This is a genomic window from Flavobacterium algicola, from assembly GCF_022399565.1.
GTDB lineage: Bacteria > Bacteroidota > Bacteroidia > Flavobacteriales > Flavobacteriaceae > Flavobacterium > Flavobacterium algicola.
In genome coordinates, this window is sequence record NZ_JAJTUT010000002.1 from 358,827 (window position 1) to 374,800 (window position 15,974).

Sequence of the window (15,974 nt, forward strand, 5' to 3'; positions counted from 1 at the left end):
TTAATAATCAATAGATTAAATAATATCACCTCAATGAAAATAGTAATTATAAACTCGGGAAGTTCGTCGATAAAGTACCAGTTGATGACGATGCCAGAAAGAGCAGTTATATGTTCTGGAATGATCGATAGAATTGGACTCGACAATTCTAATTTTACTTATAAAACAGATTTGCACACAATTGAAGAAGTGCTGCCTATCGCTAATCATAAAATTGGGTTAGAGAAAATCGCGAAATTTCTCTTGGACGAAACGGTGGGAGTAATTAAATCTAAGGACGAAATTGATGCAGTAGGGCACCGTGTGGTTCATGGTGGCGCATCCTTTTCAGAAACAGTAGAGATTACTGCTGCTGTGAAGGAGAAAATTGGCCAGTTGTCACAATTGGCACCCTTACACAATCCAGCGCATTTGGTTGGAATAGTGGTTGCCGAAGAGATTTTTGCAAATGCTAAGCAGGTGGTTGTTTTTGACACCGCTTTTCATCAGACTATTCCAGAAGTGGCGTATAAATATGCTATACCTAATAAGCTATTAGAAGAAAATAAAATACGAGTGTACGGTTTTCATGGTACAAGCCATAAATATGTGTCTGAAAAGGCAATTGCTTATTTAGAAAATCATTCCAAATTGATATGTATTCATCTAGGTAATGGCTGTAGTATCACCGCTATAAAAGACGGAAAAAGTTTTGATCACAGTATGGGTTTTTCACCCTCAAATGGTTTGATCATGGGCACGCGCGCGGGTGATATTGATCAGTCGGTTATTTTTTACTTGGTAAACACGCTAGGCTATACGATGGATGAGGTAAGCTCGCTATTGTTGAAACAAAGTGGAATGCTAGGTTTAACAGGATACAGTGATTTAAGAGATATCGAGGAACATGCGGGAAATGGTAACAAGGAGTGCCAATTGGCACTGGATATGAATGTCTACCGCATCCAGAAGTTTATTGGCGCTTACACGGCAGCTATGAACGGTCTAGATGCAATTGTATTTACCGCGGGAATAGGGGAGAACTCTTCTTATATTCGAAAATCCGTTTGCGCTAATATGGACTTCTTCGGTTTGGAATTGGACGATGCTAAAAATGACTTGCGTTCCAAAGAGCTCAGAGAGATCAATACAGAAAATTCGAAAACGAAAATATTAGTAATTCCGACAAACGAAGAATTAGAAATAGCCAACCAAGTGTACGAGTTGTTATAATTTTCGAAAATAAAACAGATAAACGTATCGATTCTTGAAGGTTTTGACTTTCTGGAATAGATACGTTTTTTTATGTGTTTAATGATTAGCTGCCTTTGCTTTTAGTATATGTTTAAATCGAAAGCATGAATCATTCACAATCCCATTTCTCATTAGAAACAGCATCTTTTAAAGCTGTTTTTAAATTGTAATGCCACCATTCTGAATCGAATGAATTGAAATATTTCGCAGTCATTATCTTTTTTAGCAATGCTCTGTTTTTCTTCACTTCTGCAGCAACTTTAGTGTAGTTGTGACTCGCTTCAATTCCGAAAAAATCAAACTTAGTTCCCATATCAAGTTCCTTACCATTTGCATCCACTATAGTAAGATCTACAGCGCCACCTCTATTGTGAATAGAACCTTTGGCTGGATTGGCCACATATTTAGGATTAGGAACAATCTCCCACATTTTTTTTTGTATGTCTAATGGGCGGTAGCAATCAAAAAGCTGAATTCGGTACCCTTTCTTCATAAATTCTTTGTTTACCAAAACCAGTGCTTTTACGGTTTTTAGCCTTAAAAAACATTCCGCACAATCATAAACCTTGGCTTTCAAAAAATTATCTTCCGTCGCGTATTTCATATCATAAAGAAAATCACTGCTGTAGTCTTTAAGATTAACAAATGTCGTATCATTTACTTGGGGAAGTGAACCTATTTTATCTACATTCTGAGAAAAAACGGTTGTTCCAGAAATTAAAGAAAGTAAAATGAGCATTGTCAAGTAATATCGATTGGAGAGGTGCATATTGATTTTTTTATAAAAATAAGAAAAAAAATAGAGGAAGCTTCGCAAGACCTGGCGGAATTACTCTTTTAACAACATCATATCTAGCTAGAATTTTACAAAATGATAATTACTATTGAATTTATTCCTCACGATCGAATAGTTTCTGTAAATAAATTTAATCAAGCAAGTAGGCAGAACTTCTAATCGCCTTAATAGTTGTCTAATCCTTTAAAAAGGTAGAAATATAATTTACTATTTCGTCATGCTCTGTGTCACTACCTCTGTCGTCCATATTATTGTGAATGGTATAGGGCAGTTTTACAATGGTGATTCCATATTTATTTTGCTCCTTTACTGTCGGCAACACACCTTCATCAGCTGGTTGGTCACTCGATCGCAGGGAATAAATTTTTGGATTTTTTCTTTTGGGCAAAGCCATTCTTCGATTATCCAACGTTATAATTTTGTACGCTTTACTCGGATATTTTTGTGCAAATAATGCGGTCATATCCGCACCATTCGAATGTCCGATTACATTGATATGATTAAAGTCTAACTCTGGAGTTGATTTCTTTAATTTGTTTATGGCGAATAAAATAGTTTCTGCACCTCGCTCCCAAAATGGACGTCTGACTATCTGAGGAATTCCAGTTGTCGGAATCAAATTGTCCGTTGGTAACTCGTGCTGTATGCTGACTACGAAATAACCTTTCGAAGCTAAAAAATTGGTCAAATAAGAATATTTCATATTCGAATTTTTCTTATTCTCATAATAGCCGTGACTAAAAATAATGAGTTGCTGGTTTTTAATCGTAGAGTCTACTGCTGATTTATAAATAGCAATGGGCACAGAACGACTTCTTTCATGGTCAAACAAATCTATATTTTTTACGGTTACCAAATTTTTAATGACAGGATTTTGCTGCGATAATGCTGTATTGAAAACAGAAAACAGAATTAAAACATATAAGTTGAGTTTGTTCATTTTTGATAAGATTAGTGAAGACCTATTTTGAGAACTCGATAGTTATAACATAACTACTTTACTTCTTTTGCTAATGTAAGTCTGTAAAAAGCTATAAAAATACAGATAAGTTTCACAGGATTTATGTGCAATGGCTAGTATGTTAATAAGTTAAGGAAAAGCATTCAGCTTTAAAATATTATAAAGGAAAGAAGATTTCAACATAATTAATAGCGATGTAAAAAGGATATGTTATTCTACTTAATAATAAACAATTATATAATTCATAAATGTAACCATATAGAGATCATGTAATTAAAATGTCTTTAACTGTAAAATTTGCTGAAAGGGGTTTCTTAAATTTGAATAAGTAATTATTAAAAGTCCATTTTATCATGAGGAATAATTTATGGAGTAATAGCAAATAAAACAAACAATTAAAAAATAGAAATTATGAAAGATGTCAATGAATTAAACAGAAGTGTTGTGGATGAATATCTAAAAGAGCAACAAAATAAAAACGAAGACTTAAATTCAAAAACTTATGATGATGAAGTAAATGAAGAAGACACTAAATATGTTGATCCCAATAATGTTCCTCGTACCGATTCGACTTTTGGTGAGGAATTTATCGATCAGACAAGTATGAACAGTACGGACCCAAACAATGATGAACTAAAAGACAACGATTTGCAGTCGGAAGATTTGACCAATGATCCAGTCGAGGAGGAAGAAGATTTTGAAACCGATTTGGATAATGATGTAGAAGAAGAAGATGATGATTTTCTAACTGATGATTTGGATTATGAAGAGGACGATGATTTCCTTTCCGAAGACATAGAGGAAGAAGAAGACATCGATTCGGATGAGGAGATTGTAGAAGTAGATGATGATTTTTTATCAGATGATTTTGAAGAGGACGAAGCAACTAAATAGTGACACTTGCTCACTCAATCTAATGATAAATGATAATTACCGGAAGGCTTAAAAATAGTTTAGGCAGTAGGAGAGTAGATATATGAGAAATCATCTTACGGTTTAAAGGGTTTGACTTTTCAGTCAGACCCTTTGTTTTAAAATCCATTCAATCAGTTTATTACATTGAATAGAATTGAAGGTTTTAATATTTAAAAATGTGTTCTGTAAGTAGCATTTAAAATCTAATCTTTTGCGTACTTAACATCCTAAGTCAAAATAGTAGAAACATTTGATGTAGACTTCAAATACTGTGACAGCATTTGCACTTAAATACAATACAACTTTACAAATTCTGTATATACCAAAATCAAATTTTTGAAACTTTTTAATCTTAAAAAGTTTTCCGAACAGTCATCTCTGGGATCATTCACAAATTACAAGGCAAATTAAAATTTTTCTACAAAAGTGGAAGTATTGGCAATTTTGAAATTTAGTATTTTCGATCTAATTATTTCAACTCTAAGATTTCTGCAAAAGCCACTGCTGCTTTGTGTACCAAAACCGTCCAATCATCAGCAGCATTATCATCGGCACCGTCTGAGATGTATTTGAGACACAAAAACGGAATGTCTTCTTTTTTTGCAATCAAGGCTAGGGCATAGGCCTCCATGTCGACTACATTGTACTGAGTAGTTGCATGACTGGTATCAAAACTATCTCCAGTTCCGCAAGTTCCTACCCTAACGCCCTGCTTTTCTAAGCCGTAAGGTAAAATTATTGGAACGTCAGCAAAAGGCGTCTCGTATAGTGCATACCCAAGTCCGCGCACGTCCATGTCGCGTTGTACAAACTGTGTACAGCAAACAACATCCCCTTTTGAAAAATGATTACTACCCGCCGAGCCCAAATTGATAATCAGCTTCGGCTTTTTGACTTGAATAGCCTTAGTCAATTCATAACTGGCATTTACTTTACCAATTCCGGTAAACAAAGTAGTGTATTGATCAAATGTTTTTCCAGCCTCAATTGCTAATGCAAAAACAAAAAGGACGTCATCTGTTGAGTAAAAAGTAACTTGATTAATCGAAATCATACTGTATGTTGCGTTTTTTGTTATTATTGCAAAAGTATCATAACTTCTTTAATTATGATTCAAAATTATCGAAAGTTGAAATGGAGATTATAAAGAAAACCATACTGAATAATAAACAAGAAAATTGTCACGAAATATCTTTAAAGGTTTATATATTTGATGTATTTATTAGTGAAAACACTTAAAGCCAAACTTTTATGAAATCCGCAACTACCAACAAAATAACAGAAATGCTTGACGTGGACTTCAAGGAAGACGATAGCATCTGGCTTACAAACAGTTTGACACTTCGTAAAGTAATAGGAGTTTTGGGAATGTTTTTGCCTTTGCTGTTATATGTCTTTTTATATGTAGATAGTGGCGTGAAGTATCCTTTAGAATCCATTAGTCATTACTACTACACACGTGTTTCGAGTATTTTTGTTGTTATTCTAAGTATGCTAGCTTTGTTTTTGATAATTTATAAAGGAAAAGAACCTGTAGACTTTTTCACCTCATTAACCGCGGGTATATTCGCATTATGCGTGGTGTTTTTCCCAACTGGCAATATTACGAACGCGTGTTGTGATGCTGCAGCACCCTACTCAGTAACCAAGCTGAATGAAAGTGCCTTTAGGGAAGGTTTTCATTATGTGTCGGCAGGTATCTTTTTAGTTTGTCTGGCCTATATGTCATTGTTTTTGTTTACCAAATCCGACAAAGCGCCCTCAAAAAGAGGGGACAAAAAAATAACACGAAATCACATTTATCGCACCTGTGGTGTACTGATGATAGTAGCGATTTTAGTTGTTTTTGCTGGCTTTTTACATTTGATACCCGAACCATTTTACACTAGTAACCACCTCACTTTTTGGATGGAAACACTTGCTGTAGAATGTTTTGGATTTTCTTGGTTGGTGAAAGGGGAGACGTTGTTTAGTGATTATTAAAAATTGTTTTTTAAAATGTAATGCGTGCTTCTTCGTGTGAAATTTACTTTGTTTAACTGGTCTTGCGGAGATTACACGACCTATTCACCGCAAAAAATGCGGTGATTACATTGATTAATCACAGCATTTTGATTTTTTTTATGTTTAAAAGTTATTACAGCTTAGTGAATCATATAATATGTTATAATGCAATATTAAATTTTTCTTTAAACTTCATTTTAAAGTCTTCATAAGGATCCTCTGAAAGTAAATAAGCATCTAAATCTTTTGCTGCTTCAATACTTCGGACTCCTTCGTAATAACGATTTACTATAATTCCCTCAACATTTCCATAAAGAATGTGTACAATATAACGCACCAATTCTTTTTGCATATCGTATTGACTATATTTAGTTGCTCTTGGTTCTCTGAACGCCTCCGATAAATCATATGTGCTAAAACCCTTTTGAACAACTGATTGTAAAAGCGCTATTTTTTCTGCATATTCAATTCTAGCATATTCATGTGAAGAAGAGGAAAAATAATGTTTTAATGAATACGGTATTATTATCTTTTTATTAATTTTTTCTAATGTGTTCATTTCAATTTGTTTTTTTGACATTCTTTATCGAAAGCATTTTAGTTATAAACGCTATCTTAATATATTATTATGTAATACTTTAATAAATTTAAGCCATCATCCCCTTAACAAAAACCTCCACAAATTCTTTCATCTTCGCAATAATTCGATCCCCGATAGTTCTGGCTTGCAGTACGCTTGGTCTGTTGTCTAGGCATTGAAAAACTTCGTCCTTTATAGGTTCTCTTCCGCTGTAAATGTAGGCATCGATTAAGGATTTAAATTGTGCTTTGTCTAAGTTTTCTTCTTCACATAGCTTGCCTAATGCTAGTACTTTTTGATCTTGCCAGAACTTCTCAAATTCATCGTCGATGTTGTCGCTGTCTTTGATATTAGGCATATTTTCATCAATGAACTTCTGAATCAAATCTCGTTTGCTTCTCAGTTGTATATCACCTCCCAATAAATCAACAATCGCTTTCTTTTGAGCAGCTGCTGCAGATGGTGTTTTTTCTCCTTTCAGTTGTGCCAGCAATTTCAAGATATAAGCAACATTGATTTGGTCTCTATGGATTAATTCTAACTCAAAATCAATATCATCTAGAATCGAAGTCTTTTGTTTTTCAGTGTCTCGTTTTACTTTTTCGTATAAGTCCAAGTACTTGCTTTTGTAGTCTTCAAACTCCTGCTCGTCAATGGGTAAATCTTCCCAATCAAAATCCGAATAAGATTGTAAGACATTCATTGTACGCATTAATTTTCTAAAAGCTTGTACAAACTCTGCTTCGTCTTGCTCGCTTTTTAAATCATTAACGCTTTGGTATGTGGGTGTGATTTCTCTTAATAGTTTCAAAGCCTCATCAAACTTCTCTGCTATTTTTTCATAATCGGGCATGGTAACCACTTCGATGGCGTCTTTGTTCGAAAATAAAGTAATGGCTTCGTCGGTGGCTTTTTTGAGGTTTCTAAAGGACAGAATGTTCCCTTGTGACTTCTGTTCTCCTAATATCCTGTTGGTTCTTGAATAGGCTTGTATTAAGCCGTGTTGTTTCAAGTTTTTATCTACGTAAAGGGTATTTACTTTCTTGGCATCAAAACCTGTAAGCATCATATTGACAACAATAACAATATCCAAACGGTCTTTGTCATGGTTGAAGTTTTCCTTTTCTCGGTCTTTTAAACGTTTACTTATGTTTTTGAAATAGTTCTCAAATTGCTGGCTGTCTTTGGTCGAAAAACTCGTGCCATACATTTGGTTATAATCAGCAATGTAGGAGTCTAATTTGTCCCTTGTATGCTTGGATTGATAAGTGGTTGGAGCTTCTGCCAAAACATCAAAATCGACTTCATCACTTGGTAAATAATCCTGTGCTTCTTCTGAATCTTCGTTTGTGCCGTACGTAAAAATAGTAGCAATACGCAAATCATGTTCGCCTGCTAGTTTCTTTTGCTGAAACAAATCATAATACTGAATCACATTATCAATGCTGCTTACCGCTAACAAGGCCGAATAATCTTTATTGAAAGTCTTTTGGCTGTGATGTGCAATGATGTAATCTACAATCTTAGAGATTCGTTTTTCAGAATTCAGTACTTCTTGCTTGTCTATATCTTCAACCTCAATATCAATAAAAGTATTGCTCTTATTTCTATACTTCCCAATGTACTCTATCCCAAAACGCAATACATTTTGATCTTTAATTGCATCTGTAATTACATATTTATGCAGGCAGTTGCCAAACAAGTCTTTGGTTGTGCGTTTTCCATACTCATTTTTAGAAGCATTTTCGGCAAAAATGGGCGTTCCGGTAAAACCTATTAACTGACTTTTCTCAAAAAACTTTGTTATACGATCATGAGTATCTCCAAACTGCGAACGATGGCATTCATCAAATATAAAAACGATTTTCTGGTGGCGTAAAGCTTCAATTGCACCCGCAAATCGTTCCGAAATAGCGTTGTTTAGTTTCTGTATTGTGGTCAGTACTAATTTCGTATTGTCCGTTAATTGCCTTACTAATGACTGGGTGTTATTGGTAACGTCTACACTATCTTTCTTGAACGCATTGAACTCGTTCATGGTTTGATAATCCAAATCTTTTCTGTCTACTACAAAAACAACTTTGTAGACTTCGGGCAAGTCCATCAATATTTGACTGGCTTTAAAAGAAGTTAGTGTTTTTCCCGAACCTGTAGTGTGCCAAATGTAAGCGTTGTCGTTTGAGTTTTTGACTTGATGAATAATAGCTTCGGTAGCAAAATATTGATACGGACGCAACACCATCATTACCTTATGTGTTTCATTGATCACAATATAATGTGCAATCATCTTACCCAAATGAGTTGGGTTTAAAAATGAAGCTGCAAACTCTGATAAATCTGTAATATTTTTATTTTTGGCATCCGCCCAAAAGAAGGTCTGTTTAACTGATTGCAATTTATTATTCGCCAAATATTTGGTATTGACTCCATTGCTGATCACAAATAATTGCACGTATTGAAACAAACCATGATTGCTCCAAAAAGAATGCATTTGGTAGCGATTAATTTGGTTGAAGGCCTCTTTGATTTCGATGCCAGAGCGCTTTAATTCTATTTGGACCAAAGGCAAACCATTGACCAAGAGCGTGACATCAAAACGGTTTTTATAACTTCCTTCTAAGGATATTTGATTGGTAACCTGAAATAGATTCTGGCTTGTGTCTTCGGTATTAAAAAAACGTACGTAAAAGGAAGTGCCATCTTCTTTGGTCAATTGAAAACGATCCCGCAAGGTTTTAGCTTTTTCGAAAACATTTCCTTTGGATAAATGATTCAAAATAGCATCAAACTCCTTAGCGGTAAAGGTGGTTTGATTGAAAACTTCCAACTGACTTTTAAGATTAGAAACTAATGCGTCTCCATCTTGAATTTGTACAGCTGCATAATTCAAACCAATCAATTGCTTGATGAGTTTGTTTTCTAATTGTAATTCTGATTGATGGCTCATAACTACTTAATTATTAAGCTTTTTTACTCTATTATAAATTTGTTTGTCATTGTAATCAAATATATTTAATACTTTTTGAAGATCATTTTCTCTACAAAACTCCTCCACTCTTTCCCATGATAGAAAACTCATTTCAAAATCTATTTTGTCATTAAATTTTTTAAGATCTTCCTTTAAAGTTGGAATAATCCCTATATAATAAGCTTCCTTACATTCAATCAAATTGAACGCTTTTTCAACAATTGGATTATCACCTATCTTTCTATTTCTAAAAAATGATTTTATTCCACTTCTATTACCATCTAACTTATTTTGTTTTAAAATTGCCCAATTATCAATTAATTGTTTTTTAAAATACAGTTGATAGAATAAGTTGGATGAATAACCCTTATATTCTTTCTTTTGAAAGTATTTATCAAATTGAGTTTTTATAATCCAGTTACTACCCGATGTTTTTACTTTTCCTTCAATAAATAATACTATTTTGTCCGCTGCCTTTTCAATTTTTTCATCTTTGTAATGAATGATAATTACCAAATCTGCATCACCAAAATCGGAAAAGGATTGTTCTAAAAGCACAGTATATCTTTCTGGTGTTCCTAAATTAAAAGATTCATGAATTGTTATAGTCTCAATAAATTTATTCATCAATACTTTATCCTCACCAATTGAGAATATCAATGAATTAATAATACCACGTTCTGAATAGCCTAAAATTTTCATGTTTATATTATTTATTTTAAACCAATTGCTTGATTAGGTTGTTTTCTAATTGTAATTCGGATTGATGGCTCTTAATATTTTTTTAATTGATTAATTCGCCAAATAAGAAGTTCACACTTATGCCTACTAAATGACTAGAAGAATTAAAAGTATTTATTTCTTTCCACTGCACTTCAAAATTTACCTTTGGCTTACCATCTTTGTCTTTTAAACTTATCGGAATACCTAACTTCCAATTAGTTTTATTATATTTCCCTTGATTAAGTTCTATGGCAGGACTAAAACCTAAACTATTATTAAATATAAAAAAAGCTGGTTCAATGATAAGTGAAGGAGTTACAAATTGTTCAAAATCTGTAATATATCCATCATTTGAGTCTTTTATTACTACTGTACCTCCCGCTCCACTTTCTGACGTTTGAAATGCTTTTGATTTTAGATCATCAACTAATATATTGTTATTGTTTTTTAAGTTGGCTTTAGCTTTGAAAAAGAAAGAGTATCCACATGAATATTCTCTCATATAATTCCAGGAAAGAGTCGCGTTAAAGGCATAAAAATGCTTTTTGGAAAGAGCATTGTTTAATACATCAGAAGTAGTCAAGTACTTGTTTTCACCAATAGGAACAAAAACCTCTAGAGACCACCAATTATCAGAAACGAAATGATACATTTTGTTGTTTTCCAAATAGGTAATTTCTTCTTTTGCCATTTCAATATAAAGTGCTTTACTCTTCGCTTCTAATTCAGTTTTATAATCCTTAGCATCTTTATCATAACGAGACAATTCATCATGTTTCCTTTTAAATTCATTTAAATTTTCAACATTAAATTTTTGTGTTGTCTTATCATATTTTTCATAGAGTAATTCACGATTTTTTAGCACAGCTGAATCTCTTCTTTTTCTAGGATTAGTTGTTGTAAAATTGATTGATCCTCTTCCTATTCGTGTGATTTTAAAAGTTGTACCAATATTATTTTCTTGAAAATCACCATTATCGTAAACAGTAGCAAATTTGTTTTCCGCTTTTATTTTCGCTCCTGCCGATAGTAACCAAGTGAGTTTCTTTGTTTCATCAGAACGTTTCCATTCAAAATTAGCACCAATAGATATTGATTTATCATTGACATCCAAAGAGGAATAAAATTTTTGTAAGGTTAAATCATTAGATCCTCCAAAGGCAGTTCCTACTTTTTTAGCAAACAAAATATTCATCATTTTGCCATTAAAAGTTTGTTTCTCACCTTTCTTATTATACAAATCAGCTTCATATTGAACAGAAGGACTAATTAAAATTGAATCAAGTTGTTTTTCCTGAGCAATTATATTAGAAACAGTAAATAAAAAAAGACAACAATAAAAAGAGTACATTTTTTTCATAATATATAGTTTTAGTTGATTAAGTATTTAAGACTTTTGCGCTACACAAACATTTGTTGCAACAACCCCTTTTTGAATCCTTGCATGTTATTTATTTCTTGATGCGTATTTTCTATTTTATCATCGATGCCCGATAAAAAATTGGCAATTTTTTGTTGTTCGGGTAGGGATGGTAAATTAAATTTTAATTTTTCAATTGTTGATTTTGATAAACTAGGTACACCTGACGCTTCATTATGTAATTTCCAGTTTATCTGTTGAAATACACAATAAATAAATTTTGGAATTGTATTTTTAAAAGAATGGGTGTAAAACAAAGTATCTACTGTCCAAAATTCTCCATCAAAATAAAATGGTTTGTCAATTGTTCCTTTACGACCAATAAAAACTGTTTCTCCTTTATACAGACATTTATTCACTGACAACATATATCCACCTGTTCCGAAAACAGGAATATTTCCTTTTTCTAAATGTTTATAATCTTTTCCGCTACCAATTTTCAGAACCTCCCCCAATTTCTTCTCCTCCCAATCCGGATACTCATTCCCATTTTCGTCTTTAAACCGCAATTTTCCTGAGAACAATTGTTGCATTACGCCTTTTTTGTATTGTTCTAAGAGTTCCTTTTTGCGGGACAATTGCAGTACTTTTTCATCGACCGAACTTAAAAATGAGGCTATTTTTTGTTGTTCTTCAAGTGAAGTTTTATAATAAGGAATTATATAAAACTCACCATGATTTAAATCAGGAATGGCACTTGTTCCTGCATATTGCTTCATTAAAAACTGAATTTCAGGTTTATTTAAATATTGAAATAAAAATAATTTAGAAGTAGATTTTGTTAAAGGAGATACTTTAAAGAAATTATTATGGAAAACACCATGTGCATTTGTCCATGTTTTTCCAACACCATTTCCAGTTCTAGTAACAATAATATCCTCTGGATAACAAATAACTGATTTCTGGGCATTTTCAATGTATTCTCCACCTTTGCCTTCTAAATAAGGTATTGTAATATAATGTAATCTATTATGTCCATTTACGGAATGACGATTACTTTTTAAAATAGCTAGTCCTTGATTGACTTTAACCACATCTTTTAATATCAAATCCTCCCACTCCCCATCAAACCCACTAAATCGTAATTTTGGAATACATACTTTATTCATGGCAGGGATTTTTTTGCGTTAGGGATAAAAGTGGAAATCCTTTTTGAGAGGAACGAACAAAAAGATTGTAACGGATAGCCCGACCCGCCTTTTTCTGGCGGGAAAAGCCCAAATCATTTGTATCTAAATTGTTTTTCATGATTAAAATGGGGTTTCGATTCCTAATTCGGTGCAAAATCCTGCGATGGTGGCATCGGTGGTTTTGGCTTGGGTGGCTAATGCTCTTAATTCGGTTGTTATGGCGGTTAGGTCTATTGCATCTTCTTCCTCGAAGGTGTCTACGTAGCGCGGGATGTTTAAATTATAATCATTTTCGGCAATTGACGCGGCAACGGCGATATGGGAATATTTATCCTCTATTTTTCGGTTTTTATAGGTATCGATTATTTTGTCGATATCCTGGGTGCGCAATACGTTTTGGGTTTTTATTTTTTCAAAATGTTGGCTGGCATCGATAAAGAGAATATTATCAGCATGTTGGCGTTTTTTCTTTAACACCAAAATACAAGTTGGGATGCTGGTTCCATAAAAAATATTGGCGGGTAGGCCTATTACGGCATCGAGGTAATTTTTCTCTTTGATTAGGTATTGGCGTATGTGACCTTCGGCACCGCCACGAAACAAAACGCCGTGAGGCAATACGATTGCCATGGTTCCGTTGTCATCCAGTTGGTGCACCATGTGTTGCACAAAGGCAAAATCAGCTTTGGAAGATGGGGCTAGTTTTCCGTAGGCTGAGAAACGCTCATCGGTCATGTGTAGCGGGCTGGCACTCCAGTTGGCCGAGAATGGCGGATTGGCCACGATGGCTTCAAAACGCATATCATAATGTTGCGGACGCTCGAGGGTGTCTTCGTTCTTGATGTCGAAACGTTTGTAGTGTACGTCATGCATGATCATGTTCATACGACAAAGGTTGTAGGTCGTAGGATTCATTTCTTGTCCGTAAAAGGCGCTAACATCTTTGACTTCCTTTGCTACTCGCAACAATAATGAACCCGAACCACAAGTAGGGTCGTACACGCTTTTTAATTTGTCCTTACCTACTGTAACCAGTTGTGCCAAGATGCTGCTGACTTGTTGTGGGGTATAAAACTCTCCTGCTTTCTTGCCTGCGCCACTGGCAAACTGCCCGATTAGGTATTCGTAAGCATCGCCTAGAACATCGCTGTCGGTGTTTTCGAGATCAAAGTCGATTTCGTCTAGATGTACAAGAACTTTTACAATCAGCTCGTTTTTATCCGCTTCGGATTTTCCAAGTTTGTGCGAAGTCAAATCAAGATCAGAAAATAGATTACCAAAATCCTCTTCACTTTCTGATCCCATGGTACTTTGCTCAATGTGCGTAAGCACTTTTGATAAATCGCCAAGGATAAAATTATTTTTCCCACCTGCGTTGCCTCTTCTTGCCAACTCTGAAAACAATTCAGAAGGCAATAAGAAGTAGCCTAATTTGTCTAAGGCAAGTTGTTTTATTTCTTTAAGTAAAGTAGTTTCTTCTTGATGTCCTTCGACTTCTTGAAAGCTGAGTCCGTCTGGTTTTAGGATGGTATTGGCGTACAGATCCATCTTGGTGCTCAGGTATTTATAGAAGATAAAACCTAATATGTAATCTCTAAAATCATCGGCGTCCATCTTGCCACGTAGGGTGTTTGCAATGTTCCAGAGTTGTTGTTCTAATTTTTGTTTTTGTTCGGCTGCCATGAAGCAATTTTTGTCTTAAAATTTTTATGAAGCTAAAGTATTAATTATATCCTAATTTGTAATGAGGAAAACCGTAATTACGGTACACAAATAAATATTTTTATTTTTTTATAGCTTCCTTCGATGCGTTTTTGCTGCTTTTCTTTCTATTTTGCAAACTAAATTTTGTCATGAAAGAAAAAATCAACTAAAATAATAATAAGTATTGATTGCTCAGACAGAGGATTTCTATTTTTTAGTGTGAATTGTTCTGCACGCTGAATCCCTATTTAATAAAAAAGAAATAGCACTTTGTTACCGTCAAGCTTTTCATCATCTCTTTTATAATTAGGCCTTTAATTTGCTTACTACTCAACAATTATAATTAATTCGACGCTACCGCTAATAAAATAGCAACGTAGTGACAAATGGCAGCTGCGAGCACAAAGAAATGCCAGACCGCATGATTGTAGGGGTATTTCTTCCATAAGTAAAAAATCACACCCATAAGGTAAAGGGCACAGCCAATAAGAATCATAGCGAGAATGTTAGAGGGTATACTTTCGAAAAAAGTACGTCCGCCAACAATCATGATTAAACCCATGGCAATATAAATTAGGGTCGAAAAAATCTTCCATTTCCCTATAAAAAAGATCTTATACATTATTCCTAATGCTGTAAGGCCCCACAAAATTGATAGTAGTGTAATACCAAAAGAATTGAGCAGATACATTAGCAAAAACGGCGTGTACGTACCCGCTATCATGAAATAAATACTGATATGGTCAAGGATTTCTAGTGTACGTTTTGCTTGTGGATGCTGGATTCCGTGGTAGAGAGTAGAGAAAGTAAAGAGCTGCAAAAAACAAAAACCATATATGGCTGCACCAATAATGCCAGCAGTGTTATCACTTTTGATGGCAAATGCAATTAGAATTGGAACACTTACGATGCCAAAAATAATTCCAAAACCATGAACGATACTGTTGATAAGTTCTTGTCTAATTCGGATGTTTGAATTTTGAGTTCGCATACAATTAATTTAATAAGGCTTGATGTGCTTGCCTCTTTTTGTAAAATTACTTAAATCTATCTCTAACAAGGCTCTATCCGTTCTATAATTTACTATTTTATCAGGATCATTTTTACTTACGGAAGTTGTAAACAAGGAAAGCATAAAATTATAATTGCACGGTGCTAAGGTTGCTTTTGTTTTTTCTTACCTAATTTTCTCAAACTGTATATTCTATAACTATTATTTGTAATTATATCCAGATCAAAAAAAAAAGGTCTTTATATACCAATTACGAACTATCTACAACTGTAGTAACGATAAGAATATTGCGATGTTATTATTGGCTCACTGGTAATCCCCAACTTTTGCAGTTGATCCATTTGAAGCAATAGTAGAGTAGTGGGTTGTAAGTAGTATAAACAAAAACAAATAATAAAAAAGTATCGAATTTTTAAGAAGGCAGAAGGATTCGAACCTTCGACCGTCCCTCTTAAAAAAATCGGGATGCTCTATTTCATCATTACTATAAACAAAAAAACCGATACAAATAAATGTATCGGTTTTTGT

Annotated in this window: 13 protein-coding genes; 3 read left to right on the plus strand and 10 right to left on the minus strand. The window is 33.9% G+C overall.

Translation table 11 applies throughout. From position 1 onward, the window contains the following. Window positions 1-33 precede the first annotated feature (33 nt). The gene (locus LXH21_RS08245) at window positions 34-1,212 is read left to right on the plus strand and encodes an acetate/propionate family kinase (protein ID WP_239864552.1); all 1,179 of its coding nucleotides are present in this window, start codon (window positions 34-36) and stop codon (window positions 1,210-1,212) included. Between the two features lie 130 nt (window positions 1,213-1,342). Here the strand turns inward: LXH21_RS08245 and LXH21_RS08250 are convergent, their stop codons facing one another. Both LXH21_RS08250 and LXH21_RS08255 read right to left on the minus strand, forming a co-directional pair. Continuing rightward, window positions 1,343-1,972, minus strand: coding sequence for a M15 family metallopeptidase (locus LXH21_RS08250; protein ID WP_239864554.1), 630 nt, complete (start codon window positions 1,970-1,972; stop codon window positions 1,343-1,345). A 232-nt stretch (window positions 1,973-2,204) separates the two neighbouring features. Next, the gene (locus LXH21_RS08255) at window positions 2,205-2,969 is read right to left on the minus strand and encodes an alpha/beta hydrolase family protein (RefSeq protein WP_239864556.1); all 765 of its coding nucleotides are present in this window, start codon (window positions 2,967-2,969) and stop codon (window positions 2,205-2,207) included. Window positions 2,970-3,401: 432 nt separating this feature from the next. On the opposite strand from LXH21_RS08255, the gene LXH21_RS08260 reads away from it, so the two are divergent. Continuing rightward, window positions 3,402-3,884: a hypothetical protein gene (locus LXH21_RS08260; RefSeq protein WP_239864558.1), complete on the plus strand. Its 483-nt coding sequence runs from the start codon at window positions 3,402-3,404 to the stop codon at window positions 3,882-3,884. 490 nt (window positions 3,885-4,374) lie between these two features. On the opposite strand, the gene LXH21_RS08265 is transcribed toward LXH21_RS08260, so the two are convergent. Beyond that, on the minus strand, window positions 4,375-4,959 hold the full coding sequence (locus tag LXH21_RS08265; protein ID WP_239864560.1) for a 5'-methylthioadenosine/S-adenosylhomocysteine nucleosidase family protein: 585 nt from the start codon (window positions 4,957-4,959) through the stop codon (window positions 4,375-4,377). A gap of 197 nt (window positions 4,960-5,156) precedes the next feature. Here LXH21_RS08265 and LXH21_RS08270 point away from each other — a divergent pair, with 197 nt between their 5' ends. Next, window positions 5,157-5,888, plus strand: a complete 732-nt coding sequence (locus LXH21_RS08270) for a hypothetical protein (protein ID WP_239864562.1) — start codon at window positions 5,157-5,159, stop codon at window positions 5,886-5,888. 181 nt (window positions 5,889-6,069) lie between these two features. Here the strand turns inward: LXH21_RS08270 and LXH21_RS08275 are convergent, their stop codons facing one another. The 7 genes from LXH21_RS08275 to trhA all read right to left on the minus strand — a co-directional run bounded on the left by LXH21_RS08275 (window position 6,070) and on the right by trhA (window position 15,425). Further along, window positions 6,070-6,468 (minus strand): hypothetical protein, encoded by a 399-nt coding sequence (locus tag LXH21_RS08275; protein WP_239864564.1) that lies wholly within the window; start codon window positions 6,466-6,468, stop codon window positions 6,070-6,072. Between the two features lie 88 nt (window positions 6,469-6,556). Continuing rightward, window positions 6,557-9,436: a type I restriction endonuclease subunit R gene (locus LXH21_RS08280; protein ID WP_239864566.1), complete on the minus strand. Its 2,880-nt coding sequence runs from the start codon at window positions 9,434-9,436 to the stop codon at window positions 6,557-6,559. Between the two features lie 6 nt (window positions 9,437-9,442). Then, window positions 9,443-10,159, minus strand: coding sequence for a hypothetical protein (locus LXH21_RS08285; protein WP_239864568.1), 717 nt, complete (start codon window positions 10,157-10,159; stop codon window positions 9,443-9,445). Window positions 10,160-10,241: 82 nt separating this feature from the next. Then, entirely contained in the window at window positions 10,242-11,540 is a 1,299-nt protein-coding gene (locus tag LXH21_RS08290) for a hypothetical protein (protein WP_239864576.1), read from the minus strand. A gap of 41 nt (window positions 11,541-11,581) precedes the next feature. Then, the gene (locus tag LXH21_RS08295) at window positions 11,582-12,709 is read right to left on the minus strand and encodes a restriction endonuclease subunit S (RefSeq protein ID WP_239864578.1); all 1,128 of its coding nucleotides are present in this window, start codon (window positions 12,707-12,709) and stop codon (window positions 11,582-11,584) included. Between the two features lie 141 nt (window positions 12,710-12,850). Continuing rightward, window positions 12,851-14,413, minus strand: a complete 1,563-nt coding sequence (locus LXH21_RS08300; RefSeq protein WP_239864580.1) for a type I restriction-modification system subunit M — start codon at window positions 14,411-14,413, stop codon at window positions 12,851-12,853. Between the two features lie 364 nt (window positions 14,414-14,777). Further along, a complete protein-coding gene (trhA, locus tag LXH21_RS08305) occupies window positions 14,778-15,425 on the minus strand; it encodes a PAQR family membrane homeostasis protein TrhA (RefSeq protein ID WP_239864582.1) in 648 nt (215 codons plus the stop codon). Window positions 15,426-15,974: the final 549 nt, after the last annotated feature.

Coding starts and splice junctions, on each gene's coding strand:
- LXH21_RS08245 (WP_239864552.1), top strand. CDS start 34: ATGAAAATAGTAATTATAAACTCGGGAAGTTCGTCGATAAAGTACCAG.
- LXH21_RS08250 (WP_239864554.1), bottom strand. CDS start 1,972: ATGCTCATTTTACTTTCTTTAATTTCTGGAACAACCGTTTTTTCTCAG.
- LXH21_RS08255 (WP_239864556.1), bottom strand. CDS start 2,969: ATGAACAAACTCAACTTATATGTTTTAATTCTGTTTTCTGTTTTCAAT.
- LXH21_RS08260 (WP_239864558.1), top strand. CDS start 3,402: ATGAAAGATGTCAATGAATTAAACAGAAGTGTTGTGGATGAATATCTA.
- LXH21_RS08265 (WP_239864560.1), bottom strand. CDS start 4,959: ATGATTTCGATTAATCAAGTTACTTTTTACTCAACAGATGACGTCCTT.
- LXH21_RS08270 (WP_239864562.1), top strand. CDS start 5,157: ATGAAATCCGCAACTACCAACAAAATAACAGAAATGCTTGACGTGGAC.
- LXH21_RS08275 (WP_239864564.1), bottom strand. CDS start 6,468: ATGAACACATTAGAAAAAATTAATAAAAAGATAATAATACCGTATTCA.
- LXH21_RS08280 (WP_239864566.1), bottom strand. CDS start 9,436: ATGAGCCATCAATCAGAATTACAATTAGAAAACAAACTCATCAAGCAA.
- LXH21_RS08285 (WP_239864568.1), bottom strand. CDS start 10,159: ATGAAAATTTTAGGCTATTCAGAACGTGGTATTATTAATTCATTGATA.
- LXH21_RS08290 (WP_239864576.1), bottom strand. CDS start 11,540: ATGAAAAAAATGTACTCTTTTTATTGTTGTCTTTTTTTATTTACTGTT.
- LXH21_RS08295 (WP_239864578.1), bottom strand. CDS start 12,709: ATGAATAAAGTATGTATTCCAAAATTACGATTTAGTGGGTTTGATGGG.
- LXH21_RS08300 (WP_239864580.1), bottom strand. CDS start 14,413: ATGGCAGCCGAACAAAAACAAAAATTAGAACAACAACTCTGGAACATT.
- trhA (WP_239864582.1), bottom strand. CDS start 15,425: ATGCGAACTCAAAATTCAAACATCCGAATTAGACAAGAACTTATCAAC.